Source organism: Amycolatopsis nalaikhensis, assembly GCF_030264295.1.
GTDB classification, from domain to species: Bacteria; Actinomycetota; Actinomycetes; order Mycobacteriales; family Pseudonocardiaceae; genus Amycolatopsis; species Amycolatopsis nalaikhensis.
Map to the genome: position 1 here is coordinate 3,958,707 of NZ_CP127173.1, position 20,642 is coordinate 3,979,348.

Below are 20,642 nucleotides of genomic sequence, written 5' to 3' on the forward strand. Positions count from 1 at the left end.
GTTCTTCCCGAGGAGGAGGAGGGAGTACGGGCTGTCGGCGGGGACCGGGGTTGTCGATCAGTGGCCGAGTTCGTCGCGCAGCGTCTGTGCGGCGGTGTGGGCGATCCAGGGTGGCGACGGTCGCCGGACGTCCCGGCCGGAGGCCGGGATGAATCCGTTGACCGCGACGCTCCAGAAGTCCGGCCAGGGTGCGGCGTCGGTGTGTTCGCTGCGGTAGATGACGATCACGTCCCGTCCGTCGCGGCGGCGGGCGCGTGCGGTGACCCGGATCGCGGTCCGCGTCCGGTCGCGGCGTTGCACGGGCTCGTCGTAGAGCAGCGAGACCGGCGTTGCGGGCAGCGCCCGGCACAGTTCGACGAGGACGCCGCGCGCGACGTTCCAGGCGCCGAGGTCGTCGAGGCTGCCGTGGCGGGGGATGTTGCAGGCGACCGACTCGGGCAGCACGTAGGAGCGGCTCCAGTCGTAGGGGCTGAACCACAGCTGGTTGTCGGGCATCGGTCAGACCTCCACCGTGGTGTCGCGGTCGACAAGGTAGGGCTGGCGCGCGCACTCCGCGGAATGACCGCCGGGTTCTGCGGGGCTGGAGATGATGCAGCCGCCGAGTTCGGTTTCGATCAGCCGGCACGCCAGTTCGTAAGCGAAATCGCTGTGGTCACTGGTGTCGTGGACGGTGGATGCGGTCACGGGAACCTCCGTGTCGGGGTGCGGATGACCACGGCCGGCCAGCACGCCCGGGGTCCCCGGCGCTCGGCAGCTCGGCGCGGCCGGGTTGCACGAGGTCGGCGCCGGGGTCCTGGGTGTGCTTTCCTGGCAGCGACCGTCCGCGCCGAACACCGGGTGCTCGGCCGGTCTCGCTGCGATTGACGGCATGCCGGGGCGTGAGGTTCTACTGCGGCTGGGGTTTCGCGACTGGCTGACGCGTGGTGTGATCGCGGATGACACGGATGTTGTGGTCGCGCAGGATCTCGGCGTGGCGGCCGTCGTCGGGTACGTACACGAAGGCAGCGGGATCGTCGATGTTCCTGGTGGTGAAGCAGAGCATGTAGTGGGGTCCGGCGGTCCGGGAGTCGCTGCAGATCTTCTTGGCGTCAGCGACGCTGACGCGCCAGAGAACCCGCTGGCGGGTCGGGGTGGTGTGTTTGCTGGCGATGAACACCAGCGCTTCACCTGACGGCACGGGAGTGTCCTTTCCGGATTGGGCGGATCGTCAGGAGCGGGTTCGCGGCGGCGCGGTGATCGGGCGGATGCGCAGCGGCGGCGTGAGCAAGTAGCAGGCGGCGGGGTGGCCGTAGAGGGTGACGACGTCGTAGCGGGTCAGCCAGACCGCATGCCAGGCCTCGGCGGGTGCGCCGAGGCGGCGGTCGCTGTCCGCACCGTGGACGGCGTCGGCGTCGATCTTGTGGGCACTGACCCGGTAGTGGCTGCGGCGCCCGGCGACCATCGGGCAGGCCGCGATGGTGTAGGCCGCGCAAAGCGGATGCAGCCCGGGCTCGGTACTCGCGCAGCGGGCCAGATCGGACTCGCGCACGAGCAGAACCAGACGGTCGCCGAGGGCGCGGCCGCAGACGCCGCAGAGCCTCCGGTGGATGGCCGTACGGGTCTTGGCCGCATTGACCGCGCCGAGCAGATACCGGCCATCGGCAGTGCGGGGCGTCACCCAGGGGACGACGAGACCACCAAGGAGTGGCAATTCGGCCAAGGCCGCGGGAATCGGTGGTGCCGGCTCAGCGGAGTCGGGGCAGGGCAGCATGGCGGTCCCTTTCCGGCCGGGCGCGACGGCAGCCGCCGCGCCCGGGCCAGCAGTCGAAGGACGAGGTGGTCAGGCGTTGAGGGCGGGTGCGACGAGGCAGGCGCAGTCGTCGAGGTCCTCGCGGCAGTCCACGCAGCAGACGCCGACGAGCAGCCGGTAGCACCAGGATGGGCAGGGCTGGTTGTCGGCCGCGCAGAAGGGGCACGCGCCGCACGCCAGGCACAGGCCGGTTCCGGGGTCGACGGCGTCGGTGACACCGCAGTAGTGGCAGCCGTCGTCCAGGCCCCACCATGCGGTCTGGCCGGGGTGGGTGTCGAGGTAGTCGCGGTTGGAGTACCAGACCTGGTTGTCCCAGTACCCTGCCTGCTCGTTGAACAGGTAGCCGTGGTCGGGGTAGCGCGGGTTGACGGTCAGGATGACCAGCTTGTTGGACGCACCGAGCCAGGACTCGATGCGCTGTCGGGTCGCCAGGCGATCGATGGCCAGGAATCGTTTCGCGGAGAGGATGTCGTCGGCCGCGATGCGGGTGTCCGATCGCGGATCACCCGTGACCGGATGAGCATTTTTCGGCAGGACTCCGTTGTGGGCCAGGACGGTGCGGGGGTCGCCGCCGATCGGGAAGGGGTGGATGTTGTCTTCGGTGACTGGGCCGTGGGTGGCGAAGCGGCTGTGGAAGAGGGCGGGCTTGTCGGGGTGCAGGCCGCGCAGGGCGGCGAACTCGTCGATGACGGTGGCGGCGTTCATGCCGCGGCCGGTGATGATGCGGTCGCCGTCGACGATGGCGTAGCCGTGGCCGTCGTTGTTGTGCACGGCTCCGTTGGCCAGGGCGGTGGTGTCGGGCTGGATCCCGGCGGGAAGGTAGGTCAGCATGCACATGCCAGGTCCTCCAGTTCGGCGGTGAGCGGTGCGTACTGCGGGCGGGTGCGCAGCCACTGAGTGAAGGCGTCCCAGGTCCACCCGCCGGCCTGGGTGATGTCGGGGATGGTGAGGTCGCGGGTGTAGGCGACGGAGGCGTCGGCGAAGGCGAGCGCGGCCTGCACGTGCTGGATGTCGAGGCTGGAGGCGAAGACCCTCAGCTCTAAGGTGTTTTGGGGCTGGGCGTTGATCGCCGAGCTGCGTTGGCCGTAGTAGGTGCCCTTGCAGGCGTCTTTGATGTGGTTGCGTTCGGAGTCGCGGAACGCGGCGTAGCTGCTGCTGCGACGGGCGAGGGTCTGGACGTCGGAGGCGTTGCGGTAGACGAACTTCATCCACCGGAATACGTGACACGGTCCGGCGAAGGCGGCACGGCTGATGTGGACGTGCAGCCCGTTGCCGTCGCCGCTGCAGCCGGCGCCCTCGAGCGTCTTGAGCAGATGCCAGGGGAATGAGTCGAGGGCCCAGTGGTAGGCCATCGGGTGGGTGACGAGTTCGAACCCGTAGTCGATGCTGCTGTCTTCCTTGAGGTAGCCGAGTCCGTTGAGGGTGTCGACTGTGTCGTCGATGCGGTCGGAGAGGTACCCCTGTGGAACGTTGATTTCCAGTTCGAAGCCGAGGTAGCGGGGGCCGATGCCGTGGAAGACCGGTTTCGGCTTGTACGAGTAGTCGTGCAGGCCGTCGAGATCGTCGTCGGTGTCGTGGTCTTCGCAGTAGGTTCCGCAGTCGATCAGGGTGGTGCAGACGCCGCACTCGAAGTAGTCGAGCCGGCTGGCGCAGTCGTCGCACAGGTCGCGGCCGGTCTCGGTGCTGCGCAGTGCGTCGTCGTAGCGGTCGCAGTGGTCGCACAGGTCGAACCCGTCGAGGCAGTTCGGGCACAGCTGGCGGCCGCCGGTGGCGTAGAGCGGTTCGTACATCCGCAGCGGCACGAGGCCCGAGCACCGGGTGCAGGTGAAGGACTCGTTGGCCTCGTCGATGGCGTGATTGCGGCAGAGGAATCCGTCGCGGATGAGAATGTCGCACTGATCGCAGGTGCCGTAGCGCTCGGCGCGCTCGCAGTACTCGCAGATCCGGCCGTCGTTGTCGGTGACCGAGGTGACGTCGGTGATCTGCCCGCATCCGCTGCACTGGTGCAGTGTGCGGACGCAGTCGTCGCAGACGGCCAGCGTGGGGCTCAGGTGGAACGGCGTCGTGGTTTCGCTGCCGCAGTCGCCGCAGCGGACGATGTCGTCGACAGGTGTGGTCATGGCGGGTGGCCTTTCGCGCTGTAGACGTGAAAAGGCGCCCCTCCCGACGAGAAGCCGAGAGGGGCGCATGGACGGAAGGAGAGCCGGCGGCGCGGTGTTGGGTGTTCGGCGCGCACCGCGCTACCGGCCCTCGGGGACGGTGTCCCGGCCGGGTAGGGAAGCCCCGGCCGGGACACCGAGCGGAGAAGCATCAGCAGGCCGGTCCGCCTACTGCGGCTCGTCGCCTGCGGACGGTTGTCGTTGGTGCTGTGGTGGCCTCCCGGGCCTCGTCGGTGTGCGGGACGCGACGCGGTCGAGCGCCCGCGGGCCCGGGGCGTGAAGCCCGGCGGGCCCGTCCGGCCGGTGTGAACCGGCGGTCGCAGACGCACGTGGGCGCGCGGTGTCGCGGGCCGGTTCACCCGCGCCGGATGTGGCCGGGCGCCGGGTTCAGGCGCCCCGGGACTGGGGGTGCTGTGCTCTCGATGGCCTGCACGTCCGACGGTGCCGGGATCACCCTTGTCCGCGCGGATTTCGCTGTCCTGGCCCAGCGCTGACGCCAGATCAGAATGCGGTCCTTTGCGCCGCAGTGGTTTCTAGGTAGCTACTTTCGCCGGCGCAGGCGGTCCGAGATTGACGTGAGCAATATCGGGAGGAAGTACAGCAGGGTGATCGACCCGATCGCGGCGACGAAGATGCCGACGATGGTGACCGTCAGTTCCAAGTAGTGCAGCGGCGCCGCGGACGCGGTGTTCGGGCACGTGGACTCAAGTGTGGGCTGCATGCGACGGGCCTTTCTTCTCCGCTGGGACAGGGACGTCCATTCAGGAACGTCAGAGGTGACTCAGAAGTCGGGTGTGGACGTGGTCAGCTCGGCGCGCAGTTCCTGGGAGATGGTGAAGAAGTCCGGGTCGACCGTGGCCGGGTCGATACCGTTGCGGTGCATCGCGCGGATCAACTTGCTGAGCTGGGTCGGCCGCGGATCCTTGGCGAAGATCGCAGCGGCGGAGATGCCATCGTGGCGCAGGTAGGCCGTCGTGGCAGCCAGGGCGGCCATCTCCGGTGCATACCGCTCGGGGGCGTGACGCCACAAGTGCAACCAGAGCGCGTGTGCGGCCGAGGCCCGCTCGGCGGTGGCCTGGGTGAGGTGGATGCCGCGTAGGCGGAGATTGGAGAGTGCGGCCAGCAGGTCGGCGATCACGTTCTCGTCGGTCGGCACGTAGCCGCCGGTGGCGGCGCTGACTGCATCGTCGATCCGGTCCAGGCGTTGGCGCAGGCGTGGGCGGTCGTCGGCGAGTTCTTCTCGCTCGACCTCGTCGGTGATCGGGTCGGCGAGGGCGGCGACGCGGTCGCGGGTATCGGCAGGGGTGGGAAGGAACTGCCGCAGGAATTCGTCGCGGCTAACGTAAATACGGTTGCCCTCTGTGATGACGTGCGTGGTCACGGGTGAGGTGACGGGGTCGGTCAGGGTGCCGGTATGGCTCTCCATGTCGTAGCACGACCATGTGACTCCGGGCGCGAAGCCGGGAAGGTGCAGCAGCTCGATATTGGTGAATCCGCAGTCGTGCAACCATTGGACGAAGGTAGCCAGCTGCGGACGGTAGGGCAGGTCGCCGGTGTCGGTGTTGTCGTGCACGACGGCACCGATGAGGCGCATGACCGGCTTCTCGGAGAGAACCTGCTGCAGGTGGGCGACAACGTAGCCGGGGTGGCGGACCACCGTGTCGAGGTCGAAACGAGTGATCGGGCCCATGCGCGCGGTGCCGTCGCCGCGGTCGATGGCCGCGACGAGGACGAGCGAGTCGGCCGGCACGTACCCCAGCGTGGCCGGGATCGCGGCAAGGAGGTCGGCGTCGGTCAAGTAGATGGCTGCAGGCATCGGAAACCTCACGAGGTATCGGCGGAGTGTCGGGTGATGTGCAGGGGCTGCGGCGGCGCGAAGCACGCCTGCGCGGAAGGCGGTTACGGTGCCGGCGGTGTGGGCCTGCCGTCGCCGTCCGGCGTCGTGCGCAGAGTTGGCACGCACGCGTTCGACAACCGCGTCGCCCAGCTCGCCGAGGAAGCCGATGAGCTTGAGCCCGAGCCAACAGCCCAGGTAGGTACCGACGAAGGTGAGGCTGAGCTGGACGAGCTGGGAGAACGTGGTGGTGAAGAACGACGCCGGGGTGAAGCAGATGAGGTCGGCGTGGGCGTGCACGATGGGTCGTTCCTTTCAGGCGGGCTGAATGTCCGCGCCGGGCGCGGTTGGCCAGCCGCTCCCGGAGCGCGCCGAGGCCCCGGGTGCTCCGCATCCGCTGAACGTGGCGGGTGGGCTCGGCCCGGGGCCTCGGTGTGCTGTCCTGACGGCGGGCCAGCGCGTCGGCCGGCTACGGGCCCTTGGCCTCCGATACCTGTTTGAGGGCCTGAGCGGCTCGGCGCAGGAACGCGGTGAGCTGCCGGTGAGTGCCCTGGATCACGGCGACGCCGGTGTCGTGGTCGCCCACGAGCAACGCGGTCTGGCCGTTGGGAACAATGTCGGTACCTAAGTCGTCGCCCGGGTGCGCGACCTCGATTACCGAGTCCGGTGGAACGTCGAAGTAGCTGTCACTCATTGGCTTTCTCCGTGCTCCAGGCCTGACGCTGCTGGTGAGGTGGCCGGGGTGGTTCGGGTCCGATGCCGTCGGCGGATGCGTCGCAGTGCTGCCGGGTCGAGCGGGGGGTTGGTGTGCTCGGCGATGTACCGGATCAGCGGCGCGACCGGCCGGGGACGGTCCTGCGCCAGAAGAGTCAAGGCCGCGCGGGCGGTGTCGTCAGATCGGTGCGTGGCGGCGTCGGCCTCGTTCCACAACCAGCCGTCGAAGTAGTACCGGCTGCTGGAGTCCGGCCGGATACGGTCGATGTGGGGCGTGCTCGTCGGATCATCGGGGTCGACTGCGGCGTCGTCGATGACGAGCAGGTCGGTGCCGTCCCAGCGGAACCTCAGGTGGTCGGAGGTGGCCTCGACAGTGATGGCGACCCATTCGGCGACCACTCGCCGAAACCGGGGTGTCACCGTGTAGAACTGTTGGCCTCTATCGGTTTCGGCGATCAGTTGCGGTTCACCTAGCTGCGCGGGAAAGGCAGGCTGGTTATCTCCGCTGACGAGCTGTTCGTCGGCGCGGACGGCGTTGTGGTCGTGCTGAGTCACGTCCTCGGACATGGCGATCACCTCGTGCGTCTCAAATGGACAGTGGTGCTGTTGCGGGGCCCGTCGGGTGTCCCGTTTCGCTTGTGCACGAAGGCGTTGTGGTTTCGGTGCGCAGACGTTTCTGGGCGCGTGCGCGGCCGGGCCGCGGCGCGGGGCGGTCGGTGAGGATGCGCGGGTGTTCCCGTCCCGTGGCGATGCCGTCGCGGATGGTTCTGCTCAGCTCGGCGCGGTCGAAGTCGGCGACACCGAGGTGCCGACGGGCAGCGTCGGTGAGGCGCTGGGTGATCTCGGCGGCACTGATCCAGCCGTTGCCGAGCAGCTCGCCGAGGGCAGCTGCGGCGGCGAACACCGTGATGTGTCGGTGGCCTTCGGTGGCGGCCGCGACGTTGCGGCACTCGGCGTCGACGGCCGCCTGGACGTAGGCGGTGACCCGGCGGCTGGTCGCCGGAAGCCGCAACGGCGGGACAGCCTCTGGGGGTGGAGGAGGCAGCGGGGTGAGGGCGGTGACCAACCAGGCGGGCAGGATCGCGACCGGCAGGTCCCCGGTGACGGTGTAGGGCACCGGCACGCCGTGGACGGTGGCAAGGGAGCCGGGCGCGGTGACGAGGGCGCCGGGGCCGCGGGTGTCGACGTGCCAGCCGAGGCCGTGACCACGCGCACCGACGGTGCTGCGCAGCCGCGACCTGGGCGGGCGGTGGAAGTACCGGTGCTCACCACCGCGCGGGGTGCCGACGGTGAAGGTGTCGACCGGGTCGGGCTCGCCGGCCAGCTGAGCCAGCAGCCTCAGGACGTCCCGGCCGTGGGTGACGCCGTGGCGTGCCCACGGCTCGGGGACCCGCCCGTGCGCGGCGTCGAGGTCGAGCACCAGCAGGCCCGCAGGCCCGCAACTGATCCCGACGTTGCATCTCGGGTAGCGGGTCCACCAGCGGCGGATGCGGCCGGGATCGCAGGTGGCCCGCTGCTGCCAGCGCTCGATGGCGGGCTTCTTCCCGCAGGGGACGAGCGGAAACACTGGCCACCCGCGCTCGGCGGCCTCCATCGCGGCACGGAGAAGTTCACCGGTGAAGGGCCGAGGAGGGGCGGTCGCCGCAGAGGTGACGATCGTGGTCATGGCATCAGCTCGACAGAAACCAGGGCGGGACCAGGGGTGACGTGGCGGTGCCGGGCGATGTCAGTGCTGGTGAGGTGGACGTGCCGGACATTCGGCGGACGATGCGGGTGCATCGGCGACACTCCGTTCTGCGCCGCGAGAACGCTGCGCGGGCGTCGAGGAGGACAGCGACAGCAGGAGCGGGCCCGGCCCGAGGTGTGCGGACCCGCCCCTGTCCGGCGACATCGGGGGACGTCGGCCGGTTAGCTCGCGGCTTCGGCCAGCTCCGCGGCGGCCGCGTCCGGATCTACCGGAGCGCTGGTGCCCTCGGAGGGGTCCGGCGCATCGTCGCCCGGCTCGGCCGGGCCGGAGCCCCCGATCGCTCGGGCATCGAGCACGTCGCCCTGCTGCTCAGCGTCGTCATCATCGGCGGCGTCGTTGGTGGTGGTTCCGCGGAGTGCCGCGGCGATGACGTCCCGCTCGCTCTGCGGAGCGATGATCAGCCGCTCGACGTCGGAGGCCGGATAGCCGGCGCCGACGAGCGCGGTCAGGTACTCCTGCGCCGCCTGCTGCGCGTATCGCCACGCGTTGCGCGAGAGCGCGTCCTCCATCGCGCAGAAGGTGAGGAACATGTCATAGACGGTCGCCTTACCCGGCGTGGAAGCAGTGGCGACCTTCTCGGACAGGTCAGTCACGGTGCTGCCAACGGGAAGGCCGAGCAGCTGGCGGGCGAGGGCGTGGTTCTGGTTGAACGCGCGGCGCAACTCGTAGCCGCCGTGGGCCTTCTGCCGGGCGAGAAACAGCTGCGCGCCCTTCGGTGCGGTCTTGCGCAACGCGAACTCGGCCAGCCACTGACGCCGCGGCTTCTCGGAGGCGTCGATCAGCTCGTTGTTCTTGCGCACCCAACGGCGGATGATCCGCGCCTCGGCGCGGACACGCTCGTCGGCGGCCAGCGCAGCTCGCGCGGCCGCGAGGTCGCTCTCCTCGCCCGCGGCGCCCGCACCACCGCCATCTCCGGTGTCGGGCGTGCTGGTGGTGCGGGGGGTGAGGTCGACACGCCCGGCCGGGGCGTGGCTGAGCGCGTGGCCGTGCGCGCGGAAGTCCGCGCAGCCGTAGACCGCCACCGCGATGCGGTCGCCGTTGCCGTCGTGGTGGTCGTCTTCGATCCAGGCGCCGTGGCCGGGGCAGGACGCGTGGTCCTCGGCGGTCAGCGTCGTGTAGGGCGCGTCCCCGGGGCTGGGGCGCAGCCGGTCGAGCGAACGGGCCTCGCCGGCCTCGGGGGTGAGGCTGCCACCGAAGATCGTGATCTTGGCGGCGGTCAGCTTCCGGGTGAGCGTCGTGACCAGGGCGGCGAGCCGCTGCTTCTTGGCGTGTTCGTCGCGCTTGGCCTGCGCGAACACCTGGAAGTTGTTCGGCTCGGTGCGCGCGATGCGGATCAGTTCTGTGGCGGTCTCGCGGTCACCGGCGGCGTCGAACTCGGCGACGACCGCGGCCTGGACGAGGTCGAGGTCGAAGCGTTCGGCGGCCTTGAGGGCCAGCTCGCTCTCCCCGGCCTGCAGCACCTGCTTGACGTAGGCGGCGCCGTTGCGGCCGCGGGCGAGCTTGCGGGCGATGCCCGCGGGCGTGAGGTTGAAGGCGGCCAGCTGCTGGATAGCCCGGGCGCTGTCGCCGAGGGTCAGCGGCTTGCGGAGGTCGTTCTCCTCGAGCTGGCGGACGATCCGCTCGATCGTGGCCTTGCGCTCGTCGGCCGGCGGCGGGGTCTTAATCCAGACCGGCAGCTCGACGCCCGCCGCACGGGCGTTGTTGAACCGCCGCTGGCCCTCGGTGATCATGACGATGCCGGTCTCGTAGTTGCGGTAGCCGTTGGCCGCGGTGTTGATGCCGTTGTTCTTAAAGTTCGCCGTGGTCGCCGGGTCCGCCTCGGCGTTCTCGGTGCGGACGTTCTCGGCGAGCAGCGCCTCATCCGGGTTGATGTGGATGACGGTGTTGATCTCGGCGTCCCACTGCGCGTGCAACGCCGCCAGCTCGTCCTCAGACAGCCCGGCGAGCGGGTTAGCGCTGGCCGCCGCCTCGTCGCCACTGGTGGAATCGGGGACGGCGCGGTCGAGGTCGGACGGTGCGGGATCGATCTCCGGGGTGGCGGGGTCGGCGTCGTCGGCGCGCTGGGTGGGCAGATCCATCGTGGCGGTCACGCGGGCTCCTTGATTCGGGCCGGTCGGTCACCGGGAGCCCCGGTGACCGACCTCGAACCCCGCACACCGCGCCGTCCCCGAACTGCTGTCCAGCAGTGGAGAATGGCGATGTGCGGGTGTCCCGGTCGGGACGCACTCGCCCAAGCGGGGCCGCCCGCGTCGGCGGCAGGCCCGCCCCTTTCTGCCCATCCGCAGCCATGTCCGCGAACGGGGCGGGCTTGCCCCGACGCCAGGCTCCGCTAGAGTGCGTCGGCCCGACCGGAACACCGCACCGGCTTTCCTCAGCGCAGCAACACATTCCTCATTCCTCATTCCTCGGCCCGGTGCGCAGCATCGGCTGATCGCCGAAGGTGCTTTCCCGGTCGTTTCTTGCTTCAGCTCACCTCGAGGCGGGATCCCGCAGCAGGCCCAGCATCGCGCTGCGGTGGGAGAGCGTCAGCCACACGTCGGCGATGTCCGGGTGCGCCCGCCCGTCCAAGTCGACCCGTGTCCAGGCCAGCCGCAGGCACCGCACAGCCGTGCGGGTCGTAATCCGCCCCTCTCGGATCGCGGCGTCCAGCTCGCCCACGACATTGGCGGGAAGGCCAGTAACGACGTGCGAGTACTCCATCGCGGCACCGGGTACCGGTACGGAACCCCACCGGCGGCGCGCGCGTTCCCGGGCTCGGGCGACGCTGTCCCGCAGCGTCTCAAGGGACGGCTGCGACACATCAGGCTCTGCGACGGTGACCGTCCGCACGAACAGGTCGACGCGGTCGAGCAACCAGTGCGGGATCCGGGCGAGGTAGCGCGCACGCTGCGCCGGAGTGCAGCGGCATTCCTTGGCCCGGACGCGGCCGCAGGAGCAGTCCCGGGCGGTGAAGACCATGCGCGCCCCGGCCGGGCGCGTTTCGGCGCCTGCCCGGGCAGTGATGCCGATCGTGCCGTGCTCCAGCGCTGGACGCAGCACCTCGACGATGCGGGAGGAAAGCTCGGGGAGGTCTTCGACGGTCAGGACGCCGCAGTGCGCCAGCGTCAGCAATCCCGGCCGATTCAGGGATCCGGCTACCGCGGCGATCGTGTCGTCGGGGCGCAGGGAAACTCCGGGCGGCCGGAGGTGCTCGCTGCGGTCAGGGGCAGGTTCGCCGGCCAGGACGTGCCACTTGCTGAGCTCGACCGCCTCGGTGTCGGTGAGGTCGGTCATCAGCGTCCGCATCAGCCGGGGCAGCAGGAGGACCGGGGTGCCGGGAGCCGCGACGTGCAGGGTGTGGTGACCGCCGGCGGCCGCGACCGCGGCAGCTCGGACCGCGGTGGGCGACAGCTGGGCCCAGGCTTCGGGCGCCCACAGCGTGGCAGGCGACGCCCCTTCGCCCGATTCGGGCCGCAGGGCCGGAGTAGGTCCGCCTCGCAGCCAGGTGACCAGGTCATCTAGGCAGGCAACAGGGACGATGGTGAGGCCGGGGACGTTCCCGGTATCGGCGGCGTTGGCGGCGGGCACGACCAGGTGGGTGAACCCGGCGTCGGCGGCCGCGATCGCACGCGTCCGCACGTCGGCGACCGGGCGGACGGTGCCGTCGAGACCGAGTTCGCCGACCAGTGTGGTCGCGGTCAGACGCCGGACCGGCACGGCGTCGGTGACCAGCAGCGCCGCGGCCGCCGCGGCGAGATCGACGTCGGAGCGCGGGTGCGCGGTGGAGGCGGTCAGGTACACGACGCCCTCGGGCCAGGACAGGCCGCTGTTGCGGATGGCCGCACGCACCCGGTCGCGGGTCTCACGCGAGACCGTCAGGCTGAGGCCGTGCACGCACAGCGTGGCGTCGCCGACGCCGAGGTCGGCACGGATGTCGACGATCCGAGCCTGGGAGTTGTCGAGGGTAACCACACGGGCATGGGCTTCCAAGGCATCGTCCTTTCGTTGTGAAGAAAAGAACTCCGGCGCCAGTGAGGCGCCGGAGTCGGGTGTTCGTCGACTGCGCGACAGTCGCGCCGACGGTCAGCGGCCAGAATCGGGCGCCACGGGCGTGGCGCGGTCGGCGGCGGCACGTTCACCGACGAGCGCGGCGAGGGCGAGCGCGTTCTCGACGGTGGCGTCGATGCTGAACCGCACCCGGCGCTGGCGGCTGCGCCAGATCGGCTGCAGCACCTGCGCGGTCGCGAACAGCGGCTGGCCGTAGGCCCCGACTGACACGGTGTTCGCCCCGGCCTCGGGGGTTGTGCCGAAGCCCGCGCCGATCGCGGCCAGGACGTTCGAGAGGTCGGCGGCGTCGCACGCGCGGCGGTGCGCCAGGTCCCGCGCCGCGGCGATCAGCTCGACCACGTCCGGAATCAGCCGCCGGGCCACGTCTTTGCCGACTGCGGCGGCGGGCCGGGCCCGCGCCACGGTCACCGACGGCCGGACCATTCCGGTCGGCTGATGGGGACTGAGCTCGGAGTCCAGCCAGGCTTCCAGCACCAGACGCTCCCCCGATCCGCTGGAGGAGACGGTCACGCTGATCCACCCGCCGTCCGGGCCGACGAGCGCGGCGTCCTCACCGACACAACGGGACGTGGCGGCACGCCACGGCTCGCCGAGCACGTCCGCGACCGCACGCAGGTACGGCATCAAGTTGTTCGACATCTCCCGGGGTTCCTTTCGATCGCGAGGTGTGCAGTTCCGGTTGCCGCTGCCGCGGGTCGCGGCGGGCCGGCGTCCCGGGTGGCACGTCGTGGAGCCGGTGACAGCGCGAGCCGGGGCCACGGCGGCCTGCACCTGGCCCGCGCTGTTAGGCAGCAGGAAGCCGCCGTGGCCCCGGACGGCGCTACCGTGGGTCTGCGAACGTGCCCAGTTGGGTATCGCCGGCGGCTGAGGTAGGCCCGGGGCTGGCGCGGCGGGCGGCGCGGGCGGCATCGACACCGGCTTGCCAGCGGCTCCACCGGCGCCCGGCCTGGCGGGCCTTGAAGTGCGCGATGTTGTTCGCCGGGATCCCGACCGGCGTCGGCCCGAGCACGGCCAGCAGGTCGGAGTCCTCTTGCGAATGCCAGCCCGCATCGGTGATGGACTGCTCGTCGGGGAAGACGTCGGCGACCCGATCGGTGCTCGGGTCCAATGCGGAGTCTTGGGTGCCGCCGTAGGAGTAGACCCACCAGAAGTTCCGCGGCGGATTCGGCTCGACCAGCTCTCGGAACGCCGCGACTTCCTTGGTGTAGGCGTAGAACCGGGTACGCTGCCGGGCCCGCATGATCTCCAGCCACGCGGACAGGTACGCGCGGGAGTAGAAGTCGCCGCTGTCGTGGATCCTCACCCACGCGTCGACGAACCGCTTGTGCGACAGCTCATCCAGCATCGCTTGCTGCCAGCCTGGCAGGTCATCCATGGTCCAGCGCAAGTTCTCCTGATGTCGTGCTTTCACCTGAGGAAAGAGGTAGGTACCGTTTCTGGCGTAGCAGGCTTTCGCGCACACGCCAGCCGACGGGCATACGTTGTAGTTACGGCCATCCGGCAGTTTCCCGGCGAACGCCGGCAGGGACCAGTTCCAGATCCCGAGCCGCTTCAGTTCGCGGTTCTGCCGCAGCAGCGTCATCGTGACCACCGTCCTCATGCCACTCGATGCATGGGGAGGCCACACCAAGATCCGGTTTCCTCCACCGTACACCCGCAATGTCGGGTAGGTAGGCGACCCGACGAGCGAGATCAGCCATACAGCCAGGTCATCGACGTGGCCAGGCACTCGGCGGCGGTGCCCGCGTCGGCGGCCGACAGCAGTGCCGCGCCCCGCACGACGATCGCGGCGTCCGCCGGGTCCCTGGTGAGTAGTTCGCCGATCACGGTCTCGGCGTCGGCGCCGACATCGGCAGGATCGATGACAAGCGGCAGGGCAGGATCATCGAGGAAGGTCGTCACGGTGGCCGGGTGAGTGGGATCGGTCATTGCCGTCCTCCGTGCGCGGGCCGACGCGCGGCGGAGCGGTTGACGGCCGTCGGTGCGGTGCCGTGTCGGCACGATGATGGCGAGATTCCGGCTGATATCGGTTGTGTCAGCGGCAGGTGCGGGAGCCGGCAGTGGAAGATGCCGGTGTCGTAGGCGACGGCGACGGCGTGCGCGCGATTGCGGGCATTCAACTTGGCGAAGATGTTCTTCATGTGGGTGCGGATGGTTTCGGGTGAGCGGAACTGCTTCCCTGCGATCTGGATGTTGCTCAGACCGCGCGCAACATCGCAGAGGACGTCCCGTTCGATGGCAGTTAGTTCGGTCGCACGTGGCACTGTCGGACCTCCGACAACGTTCGACGAGAGGCGCAAGAGGAGACTGGCCGGGACAGCGCGGCGCGTGCGCTGACCCGGCCAGCCCCGAACCGGGACTCGGCTCGCCCGGGGGAAGGCGTGCCGACTCGGGATTCCCGGTTCATTCAGGTGGCCTCGCATGGGTGGCGTGTGGACGACACCGGTCACCCAGGTCCCGGCGTGGCACCGGTCAAGGCCCTGGTCCTGCGGTCGGGGCGTTCGATGTTCTGCGGTGGGCCTTGACCGGTGTCGCGGGACCTGGTCGCGTGATCGAGGCCGCGCGACACCGTGAGGTCACAAGTAGCCGGCAGCCGCTGGATCCGGAGCTGATACGGTCACGGCGGCGACAGCGATGTTCGAGGTGATCTGCTCGGGGCCGCGCGCCCGGACGTCGCGAGCGGTGACACGACGCCCGAGACGCTGCGGCCGCGATGGGGTGTCGAGGACGTGGGCTACCAGCGCGTCGCGCCGACCCGGCCGGCGGTCTCGTCTAGTTCGTGCTCGACGACCTCGGCGCTGGCGTGCTGCTGGAACAGCAAACCGACGGTCGCGGCGCCCGGCGCACCGTGCGCGTGGGCGAGAGCACAGGCGGTAAGGCGGCGGTCGCCCCGGCGGACGGCGCTGGCCGCGATCAAGGTCGCCAGCCGTGCGCGAGCGCTGGGGTCGGGGCGGCCGCGGTAAAGGGCCATCCACAACTGCTCGACTCGCTGCGGGTCGAACTCGTTCGGTGGCAGGAGCATCGGTCCGTAGACGGCGTTGTCGGCCAGCGCAGCCGTGACGGCGAAGGCTGTAACGTTGTCGATGAACTCGCCGCGGCTTGCCTGGATGGTGGCGTGGGCGACGATCCGGTTGGCTTCGTCCCCGCGACGAACCAGGAACGGCACGATCCGGCGGGCGAACCGGCCGAGGTTGGCCGGCAAGGTCTCACCGGATTCGGTGAAGGGCAGACCCCAGGTCGGGGTCGGGGCGTCGCCGCCGAGCTGGATGGGTGCGGCGAAGTCGAGGCCGGGGCGTGGGGTGATGACGGTGCCGAGGTGGGTGGAGCGGCGGTAGTCGCGCCAGGGGGCGCCGGGGCGGGTGTGCGGGGCCCAGTAGCGGCCGATGACGGTGTGTCCGGCGGGGCGCAGGTCGGCCTCGAGCGCGGCGATCGCGGCCCGCAGCGGCAGCCGGTTCCGGGAGTGGTTCTCGGCGATGATGACGATGACGAGGTCGATGTCGCGGTGGGCCGGCATGGCGTCCCGCACGTGCCCGGCGATCTCGATGGTGGTCTTGTCCCGCACCTGGGTGACCGGGAACGCAGCGCCTGACGGTGAGGTCAGCCGCCACGCAGATGTGCTGTCGGTGTGGGCGGGCAGAGCGATGACGTGCAGGGTGTCGGCGCAGGTGTCGGGCAGCGATCCGATCAGTTCACCGGGGGTCAGGTACGCGGTCACGGTCGGCGCTCCTCGGCTCGGCCTCCCCAGCCAATGAGCCCGGGGAGGCGGTGGCGGCCCACGAAGGTGTGAGCCGCCACCGCCTGAGCGCGCGTCCGACGGCGGCCTGGGACGCTGCGCGGGGTCACTGGGCGTGCGCGAGGTGCGGGCCGCCGTCGGGGCGTGCGCTAGCGTCGATCGGGCACAACCGCCGGGATGCCCGCCTCCGGTTCCGCGTCCACCTCCCCTTCGACCTCCTCGATCACCGCGATGACGTCGTCGGCGGAGGTGGCCAGGCGGGCCGTGCCGTCTTGGATCAGCCGATGGCACCCGGCGGACGCCGCGGAGGACACCGGACCCGGGATGGCGAGGACGGGTCGGCCGAGCTTGTCGGCCAGGCGCGCGGCGTGAAGGGCGCCGCTGCGCTGCCCGGCCTCGATCACCACCGTCGCCCGGGTCAACACGCTCAGAAGCCGGTGGCGCTGAAGAAACCGATGCCGCGCAGGCGGCATGCCGGGCGGATACTCGGACACGACCGCGCCGGAGGCGGCGATCCGTTTGAGCAGACCCACGTGTCCGGCCGGATAGCCGAGGTCGATCCCACACGGCAGGACGGCGACGGTGCAGGCTCGACGGTCGGTCGCGAGCGCTCCGCGGTGGGCTTCGCCGTCGATGCCGTAGGCGGCGCCACTCCACACGACGACGTTCCGAGACGCCAGCGCGTAGGCGAAGTCCGCAGCGTGGTGCTCGCCGTACTCGGTGGCTGCCCGTGCTCCCACGATCGCGACCGAGCGCGCGGCTGCCACCTCGTCCAGCCGCGGCTCGCCGTGGACCCAGAGGCCCAGCGGGGGCCCGCCGAAGGTGTCGTCGTCCGTGGCCAGGGTGCTCAGACCGGCGAAGACGTCGGCCGGCCATTCCTCGTCTTCGGGGATGACGAAGCGGGCGCCGAGCTCTGCGGCGGTGCGCAGGCTGGCGTCGGCGAGCTGCCAGCGCACGTGACGACGAGACTCGGCGAGGACGTCGGCCGGTGCGGAGCAACCGGCGATGCGGTGGGCGGCGTCGACGGGCCCGACCTCGGCGACGTAGCGGCCGAGGACCGGGTTGGTGGGTTCGGCGGCGTGCTGGAGGAACGCACGGGCACGCCGCGCGTCGGTGGAACTGGACATGAAGACTCCTTCGTGCGAACTGCTGGGCACGCAGTGGGCGATCACGATTCGGCGGGGAAGCTCCGCACGCGGATCTCGTGGAGGCGGCGTTCGACGACGGTGCCCACCGGCCACATCGCGGCGAGCAGCAGCAGCTCCACCGCGGCATCGATGACACCGTTGCGCGTCTCGACGTTGTCTTTCCAGCCGAGGGCGAGGAGCCCGGCGTGGAAACGGCCGATGTACTCCGCGGCGGTCATGTCAGTCGCGACGACCTCGGCTGTCGTCGAGGTCTGCCGGCTGGTGATGCCGACGAAGCTGCGGGCGCAGCCGCAGATTGGCGAGTCCGGGTCGGCGTGGCATTCGCCGGGGAGATCGACCAGTTCCGTACCCGGAATGCTGTTGGAGTCGTTGTCCCGCGCGCCTTGGGTGCGATGGGTGGAGACGAAGTATTTCAACACGGGTTCCTCCTCGGTGGCCGTGGCCGGGGTGGGCGGTGGACGCGGCCTTGGTCAGCGGGCCCCGCGGGTCCGGGGCAAGCCGGCCACGGGGAGGGCGGCGGTGTCCCTCGTGGACTGCGGGCTTGCCCCGGTCCGCGGGTCTGCTGCACTGAGCTGCGGTCACGCCCAGCCGCAGTCGGACGACGGGACGGAATTGGCGGCACTGCGCTTAGCGCAAGGCCCGACACTGAAAGTTATCACAAGAAAATCAGCCACACTTGTGGCCAATTGGCGTTTTCTGGGGCACTCTGGGTACTAGAAGGTGATCCACTGTGGTCCACAGGGAGCGACCACAGCGGACTCTTCTGGGGATCCGATCCGCTCTCAACCCCCCGGCGGTGAAGGTTCCCGGCTCGGGAGGGGGCACTGGGGAGGGCACCTCTCCCGAGCCGAAAACTTCAACCGACGATGCACCGGTCGCTTTTGACGGTCGGTGAGGTCCCGGGTCCGACGCTTCGGTCCGGACCGGGCGTCGGGTTTTCTTGCGTGCGTTGACGAGCCGCTGCCCTCATGCTCGAACGAGCTGTCCTTCCGGGCGGTCGCAACGCGCCAGAGTCGACGGGAGTCCTTTGATGACAACGAGTCTTCTGTGCGCGAAGCGGATCGCGGCGTCACTGCTGACGTTCGGTGCTCTCGCGAGTGCGACGATGGCACCTGCCGCGCCGGCTGACGCAGCCGGCACTCAGCCTTTCGCCGATGTGGCGTCCGATCAGCCGGACGTGGGCGCGCTGGGCGAGGGCAAGGCCAACGCGGGCACACCGGCGGTCGCACCCGACGGCACCCTCGTGTGGTCCACACCGACCTCACCGCAGACGCGGCCGATGTCGGCCGCGACAGCGCAGGGCTGGATCGCGGTCACCGCGACCGCGGACGGCGCGCGCATCCGGTCCCGGCCCGTGGACGGTCCGGTGCTGGGCACGATCGCCTACGGGGCCGGGTTCTGGGTGTCGTGCACGCGCGGGGCGTCCGATGGACACGCGTGGGGCTGGTCCTACCGCGGCGGCACTTACGGCTGGGTCCGCGGGGATCTGTGGGAGGTCGAGCAGCACACGGGTCCCGGCGGTGGCGGGACACCCCGGGTTCCGCAGTGCCCGTGACGCCACGAACGCGGTGACATCCGGTCGGGTGTCCCCGCGTGGGCGGGTCGGTCCGGCCGGTGTCCTGTCCGGGCCGGGCCGACGTCCAGCCCTCACTCGATCTGGCAAATCGGTGTGTTGTGGCACGACGATCTCCGGGCCGAGCCCCGGTCGAATCACCGGTTGCCGAGCCGGTGGATCCAGTCGCGGACGACGTGCTCGGGCGTGCCGAGACGCGCGGCGATCTGGGGCCACCGCACGTAGCTGGCCCGCAGTTCCATCACCTCCCACACCCGATACGGGGTGCGCTCGCCCCGTGGCAGCGGCAGCGGGCAGTTCCGGGCCGTGGGCGGCCAGGGAAGCCAGTCCGGATCCGGCACGCCGTCAGCGGGGAAGCGCCGGTGTGCGGCGGTGACATGCTGGCCGATAGTCGGCCAGCGCCTACCGGGTCTCGTCGACGTCGCCTGGTACTGGGCGGTGTCCCGCGTGGACGGTGCAGACATCTGCCTCTGATTCCTCTCTGAGCCGGCGTACCCCGGACACGAACAGGGCGACGCCCCAGCCGACATCAATGACCACCGCCGCCCACGTGGCGACGGCGCCGTAGACCGGGCGCCAGGGGGCGAAGACCATGGCGATGATCGGAATCACCAGGGCCGCGACACAGGGAACTCCGATGGCGTCGCCGAGCACGCGACCCACGGTCAGCGGTTCGCGGGCCGGCATTCAACGCTCGGGCGGCAGAATGTCGAAAAACGACCCGATCAACACCGGGTCGCGGCCGAGGAAGTCACGAACCTGATGCCACAGGTGCTCTGCGCGCACCCAGTCGTGGTACTCGTGCCGAGGGATGTCCTCGTCGTCACGTGGGGAGAGGTTGTCCTCGATGTAGGCGTCGAAAGACAGCCGGCCGTCTCCGGCATCACGGGCGAGCAGGAAGATGGCTTCGTCCCAGTCGAGCTCGGAGTGTCCGGGCAGGTCGTGCAGCCACGTCATGGATCGCTGTTCACCGTTCGGGTTCCGGCTGTGCATCCGCAAGGCCCATTCTCGACGGACGTGACCGCCTCGCTGAAACGTCCCGAGATCCCAGGAATAGCAGCCGATACGATGCCGCTGGGCGAAGTCGAGCCCGAGAACCTCCTCGGCAGGCTCATGACGGCTCATGGCGTGGCCTCCGGCGGTTCTGGTGCACCGCAACGCGAAGCAGCCTCAGATGGTTGCCGCTCGGGCGCCTGCCGGGGCAGCCGGGATGAACAACTCTCATCGAGCGGCTGTGGCGGCTGTCCGCGGTGCCCGGAGACGTCGCGGGCCGGGCACGGGAAAGATCCGTCGGCGGGCGTCGCCAGCATCGCGCGTACGTGGTCGGCGCAGTGCACGTCACGCGCGTCCACCAGGGCCAGCGCCGCTGTGAACGCTTTCCGGCCGTCGCGGATCCGGTCGCACATCCAATACGTGCGACCGAGCAGGATCAGCACGTCGGCGTGCACGACGTCTTCGACGGAGTCGTCGTCGGTGAGCGCGATCGCGCGACGGAGGTACGGCAGGGCTGCGGCGGCACGACCGGCGTCCAGGAGAACCGCGGCCATGTCGCGTCGCGCCAGCAGCCCGCGGTGATCGTCGCCGGCGCCGTCGCAGCTGTCGATGAGGGTGGACAGCACGTCCAGCGCCCGGTGAAGGCGGCCCCAGCGGCGGTAGAGATCACTCAACCTTGTCAGCGCTACGCAGGCGCCGACATGGTCCTTCCGCGACCGCTGGAGACTGAGAACGCGAACCCAACCGGACTCGGCCAGGGGCAGGTCGCCGTCGCGCTCGGCGCACTCGGCTGCCTGCGCCAGGAGCTCGATCAGCGCTTCGGGGTTGCGGGACTCGATGGCCACCCGCTCGCGCAGCGCGGCAAGATCTGCGCGCCACGCCGCGCTGGCCAGGAGCGCGGGCAC

General features: G+C 70.3%; 25 protein-coding genes. 1 reads left to right on the forward strand and 24 read right to left on the reverse strand.

From position 1 onward, the window contains the following. Positions 1-57 precede the first annotated feature (57 nt). From QP939_RS19590 to QP939_RS19685, 20 genes are all read right to left on the reverse strand, one after another. Positions 58-495, reverse strand: coding sequence for a hypothetical protein (locus tag QP939_RS19590; protein ID WP_285458242.1), 438 nt, complete (start codon positions 493-495; stop codon positions 58-60). A 3-nt stretch (positions 496-498) separates the two neighbouring features. Then, complete coding sequence (locus QP939_RS19595; RefSeq protein ID WP_285458243.1) at positions 499-684, reverse strand: hypothetical protein; 186 nt, start codon at positions 682-684, stop codon at positions 499-501. Positions 685-886: 202 nt separating this feature from the next. Further along, positions 887-1,177, reverse strand: coding sequence for a hypothetical protein (locus tag QP939_RS19600; RefSeq protein WP_285458244.1), 291 nt, complete (start codon positions 1,175-1,177; stop codon positions 887-889). Between the two features lie 30 nt (positions 1,178-1,207). After that, positions 1,208-1,657 (reverse strand): hypothetical protein, encoded by a 450-nt coding sequence (locus QP939_RS19605; RefSeq protein ID WP_285458245.1) that lies wholly within the window; start codon positions 1,655-1,657, stop codon positions 1,208-1,210. A 162-nt stretch (positions 1,658-1,819) separates the two neighbouring features. Further along, positions 1,820-2,620, reverse strand: a complete 801-nt coding sequence (locus QP939_RS19610; RefSeq protein ID WP_285458246.1) for a class II glutamine amidotransferase domain-containing protein — start codon at positions 2,618-2,620, stop codon at positions 1,820-1,822. Next, positions 2,614-3,909, reverse strand: coding sequence for a hypothetical protein (locus QP939_RS19615; protein WP_285458247.1), 1,296 nt, complete (start codon positions 3,907-3,909; stop codon positions 2,614-2,616). Before QP939_RS19615 ends, QP939_RS19610 begins: the two co-directional genes overlap by 7 nt. A gap of 580 nt (positions 3,910-4,489) precedes the next feature. Further along, positions 4,490-4,669, reverse strand: coding sequence for a hypothetical protein (locus QP939_RS19620; RefSeq protein ID WP_285458248.1), 180 nt, complete (start codon positions 4,667-4,669; stop codon positions 4,490-4,492). A 60-nt stretch (positions 4,670-4,729) separates the two neighbouring features. Then, complete coding sequence (locus QP939_RS19625) at positions 4,730-6,082, reverse strand: DUF4192 domain-containing protein (RefSeq protein ID WP_285458249.1); 1,353 nt, start codon at positions 6,080-6,082, stop codon at positions 4,730-4,732. Between the two features lie 169 nt (positions 6,083-6,251). Then, a complete protein-coding gene (locus QP939_RS19630; protein ID WP_285458250.1) occupies positions 6,252-6,476 on the reverse strand; it encodes a hypothetical protein in 225 nt (74 codons plus the stop codon). Next, positions 6,473-7,063: a hypothetical protein gene (locus tag QP939_RS19635; protein ID WP_285458251.1), complete on the reverse strand. Its 591-nt coding sequence runs from the start codon at positions 7,061-7,063 to the stop codon at positions 6,473-6,475. The genes QP939_RS19630 and QP939_RS19635 overlap by 4 nt, the downstream gene beginning before the upstream one ends. A gap of 19 nt (positions 7,064-7,082) precedes the next feature. Beyond that, complete coding sequence (locus tag QP939_RS19640) at positions 7,083-8,162, reverse strand: bifunctional DNA primase/polymerase (RefSeq protein WP_285458252.1); 1,080 nt, start codon at positions 8,160-8,162, stop codon at positions 7,083-7,085. Positions 8,163-8,404: 242 nt separating this feature from the next. Continuing rightward, positions 8,405-10,333: a ParB N-terminal domain-containing protein gene (locus tag QP939_RS19645; protein ID WP_285458253.1), complete on the reverse strand. Its 1,929-nt coding sequence runs from the start codon at positions 10,331-10,333 to the stop codon at positions 8,405-8,407. A 379-nt stretch (positions 10,334-10,712) separates the two neighbouring features. Further along, on the reverse strand, positions 10,713-12,212 hold the full coding sequence (locus tag QP939_RS19650) for an ATP-binding protein (protein ID WP_285458254.1): 1,500 nt from the start codon (positions 12,210-12,212) through the stop codon (positions 10,713-10,715). Positions 12,213-12,305: 93 nt separating this feature from the next. Further along, a complete protein-coding gene (locus QP939_RS19655; RefSeq protein ID WP_285458256.1) occupies positions 12,306-12,929 on the reverse strand; it encodes a hypothetical protein in 624 nt (207 codons plus the stop codon). Positions 12,930-13,110: 181 nt separating this feature from the next. After that, entirely contained in the window at positions 13,111-13,872 is a 762-nt protein-coding gene (locus tag QP939_RS19660) for a GP88 family protein (protein ID WP_285458257.1), read from the reverse strand. A 110-nt stretch (positions 13,873-13,982) separates the two neighbouring features. Then, complete coding sequence (locus tag QP939_RS19665) at positions 13,983-14,219, reverse strand: hypothetical protein (protein WP_285458259.1); 237 nt, start codon at positions 14,217-14,219, stop codon at positions 13,983-13,985. Continuing rightward, positions 14,216-14,554 (reverse strand): response regulator transcription factor, encoded by a 339-nt coding sequence (locus QP939_RS19670; RefSeq protein ID WP_285458261.1) that lies wholly within the window; start codon positions 14,552-14,554, stop codon positions 14,216-14,218. Before QP939_RS19670 ends, QP939_RS19665 begins: the two co-directional genes overlap by 4 nt. Positions 14,555-15,024: 470 nt before the next feature. Then, entirely contained in the window at positions 15,025-16,005 is a 981-nt protein-coding gene (locus tag QP939_RS19675) for a DUF4192 family protein (RefSeq protein WP_285458262.1), read from the reverse strand. A 167-nt stretch (positions 16,006-16,172) separates the two neighbouring features. Then, a complete protein-coding gene (gene dprA / locus QP939_RS19680; RefSeq protein WP_285458263.1) occupies positions 16,173-17,150 on the reverse strand; it encodes a DNA-processing protein DprA in 978 nt (325 codons plus the stop codon). A gap of 41 nt (positions 17,151-17,191) precedes the next feature. After that, positions 17,192-17,590 carry a DUF7715 family protein gene (locus tag QP939_RS19685; RefSeq protein ID WP_285458265.1) on the reverse strand — a complete coding sequence of 133 codons (399 nt, stop codon included), beginning with the start codon at positions 17,588-17,590 and terminating at the stop codon, positions 17,192-17,194. Positions 17,591-18,201: 611 nt separating this feature from the next. On the opposite strand from QP939_RS19685, the gene QP939_RS19690 reads away from it, so the two are divergent. Next, positions 18,202-18,726 (forward strand): hypothetical protein, encoded by a 525-nt coding sequence (locus QP939_RS19690; protein ID WP_285458267.1) that lies wholly within the window; start codon positions 18,202-18,204, stop codon positions 18,724-18,726. A gap of 155 nt (positions 18,727-18,881) precedes the next feature. Here the strand turns inward: QP939_RS19690 and QP939_RS19695 are convergent, their stop codons facing one another. From QP939_RS19695 to QP939_RS19710, 4 genes are all read right to left on the reverse strand, one after another. Further along, complete coding sequence (locus QP939_RS19695) at positions 18,882-19,085, reverse strand: helix-turn-helix domain-containing protein (RefSeq protein ID WP_285458268.1); 204 nt, start codon at positions 19,083-19,085, stop codon at positions 18,882-18,884. A gap of 61 nt (positions 19,086-19,146) precedes the next feature. Further along, a complete protein-coding gene (locus tag QP939_RS19700; RefSeq protein ID WP_285458270.1) occupies positions 19,147-19,398 on the reverse strand; it encodes a hypothetical protein in 252 nt (83 codons plus the stop codon). A 33-nt stretch (positions 19,399-19,431) separates the two neighbouring features. Continuing rightward, positions 19,432-19,869 (reverse strand): hypothetical protein, encoded by a 438-nt coding sequence (locus QP939_RS19705; RefSeq protein WP_285458271.1) that lies wholly within the window; start codon positions 19,867-19,869, stop codon positions 19,432-19,434. Continuing rightward, positions 19,866-20,642, reverse strand: coding sequence for a tetratricopeptide repeat protein (locus QP939_RS19710; protein WP_285458272.1), 777 nt, complete (start codon positions 20,640-20,642; stop codon positions 19,866-19,868). Before QP939_RS19710 ends, QP939_RS19705 begins: the two co-directional genes overlap by 4 nt.

Excerpts from the sequence above, each read along its gene's own strand:
- QP939_RS19630 (WP_285458250.1), bottom strand. The coding sequence starts at position 6,476 with ATGAGTGACAGCTACTTCGACGTTCCACCGGACTCGGTAATCGAGGTC.
- QP939_RS19610 (WP_285458246.1), bottom strand. The coding sequence starts at position 2,620 with ATGCTGACCTACCTTCCCGCCGGGATCCAGCCCGACACCACCGCCCTG.
- dprA (WP_285458263.1), bottom strand. The coding sequence starts at position 17,150 with ATGTCCAGTTCCACCGACGCGCGGCGTGCCCGTGCGTTCCTCCAGCAC.
- QP939_RS19615 (WP_285458247.1), bottom strand. The coding sequence starts at position 3,909 with ATGACCACACCTGTCGACGACATCGTCCGCTGCGGCGACTGCGGCAGC.
- QP939_RS19655 (WP_285458256.1), bottom strand. The coding sequence starts at position 12,929 with ATGTCGAACAACTTGATGCCGTACCTGCGTGCGGTCGCGGACGTGCTC.
- QP939_RS19690 (WP_285458267.1), top strand. The coding sequence starts at position 18,202 with ATGACAACGAGTCTTCTGTGCGCGAAGCGGATCGCGGCGTCACTGCTG.
- QP939_RS19705 (WP_285458271.1), bottom strand. The coding sequence starts at position 19,869 with ATGAGCCGTCATGAGCCTGCCGAGGAGGTTCTCGGGCTCGACTTCGCC.
- QP939_RS19660 (WP_285458257.1), bottom strand. The coding sequence starts at position 13,872 with ATGACGCTGCTGCGGCAGAACCGCGAACTGAAGCGGCTCGGGATCTGG.
- QP939_RS19635 (WP_285458251.1), bottom strand. The coding sequence starts at position 7,063 with ATGTCCGAGGACGTGACTCAGCACGACCACAACGCCGTCCGCGCCGAC.
- QP939_RS19640 (WP_285458252.1), bottom strand. The coding sequence starts at position 8,162 with ATGACCACGATCGTCACCTCTGCGGCGACCGCCCCTCCTCGGCCCTTC.
- QP939_RS19620 (WP_285458248.1), bottom strand. The coding sequence starts at position 4,669 with ATGCAGCCCACACTTGAGTCCACGTGCCCGAACACCGCGTCCGCGGCG.
- QP939_RS19590 (WP_285458242.1), bottom strand. The coding sequence starts at position 495 with ATGCCCGACAACCAGCTGTGGTTCAGCCCCTACGACTGGAGCCGCTCC.
- QP939_RS19665 (WP_285458259.1), bottom strand. The coding sequence starts at position 14,219 with ATGACCGATCCCACTCACCCGGCCACCGTGACGACCTTCCTCGATGAT.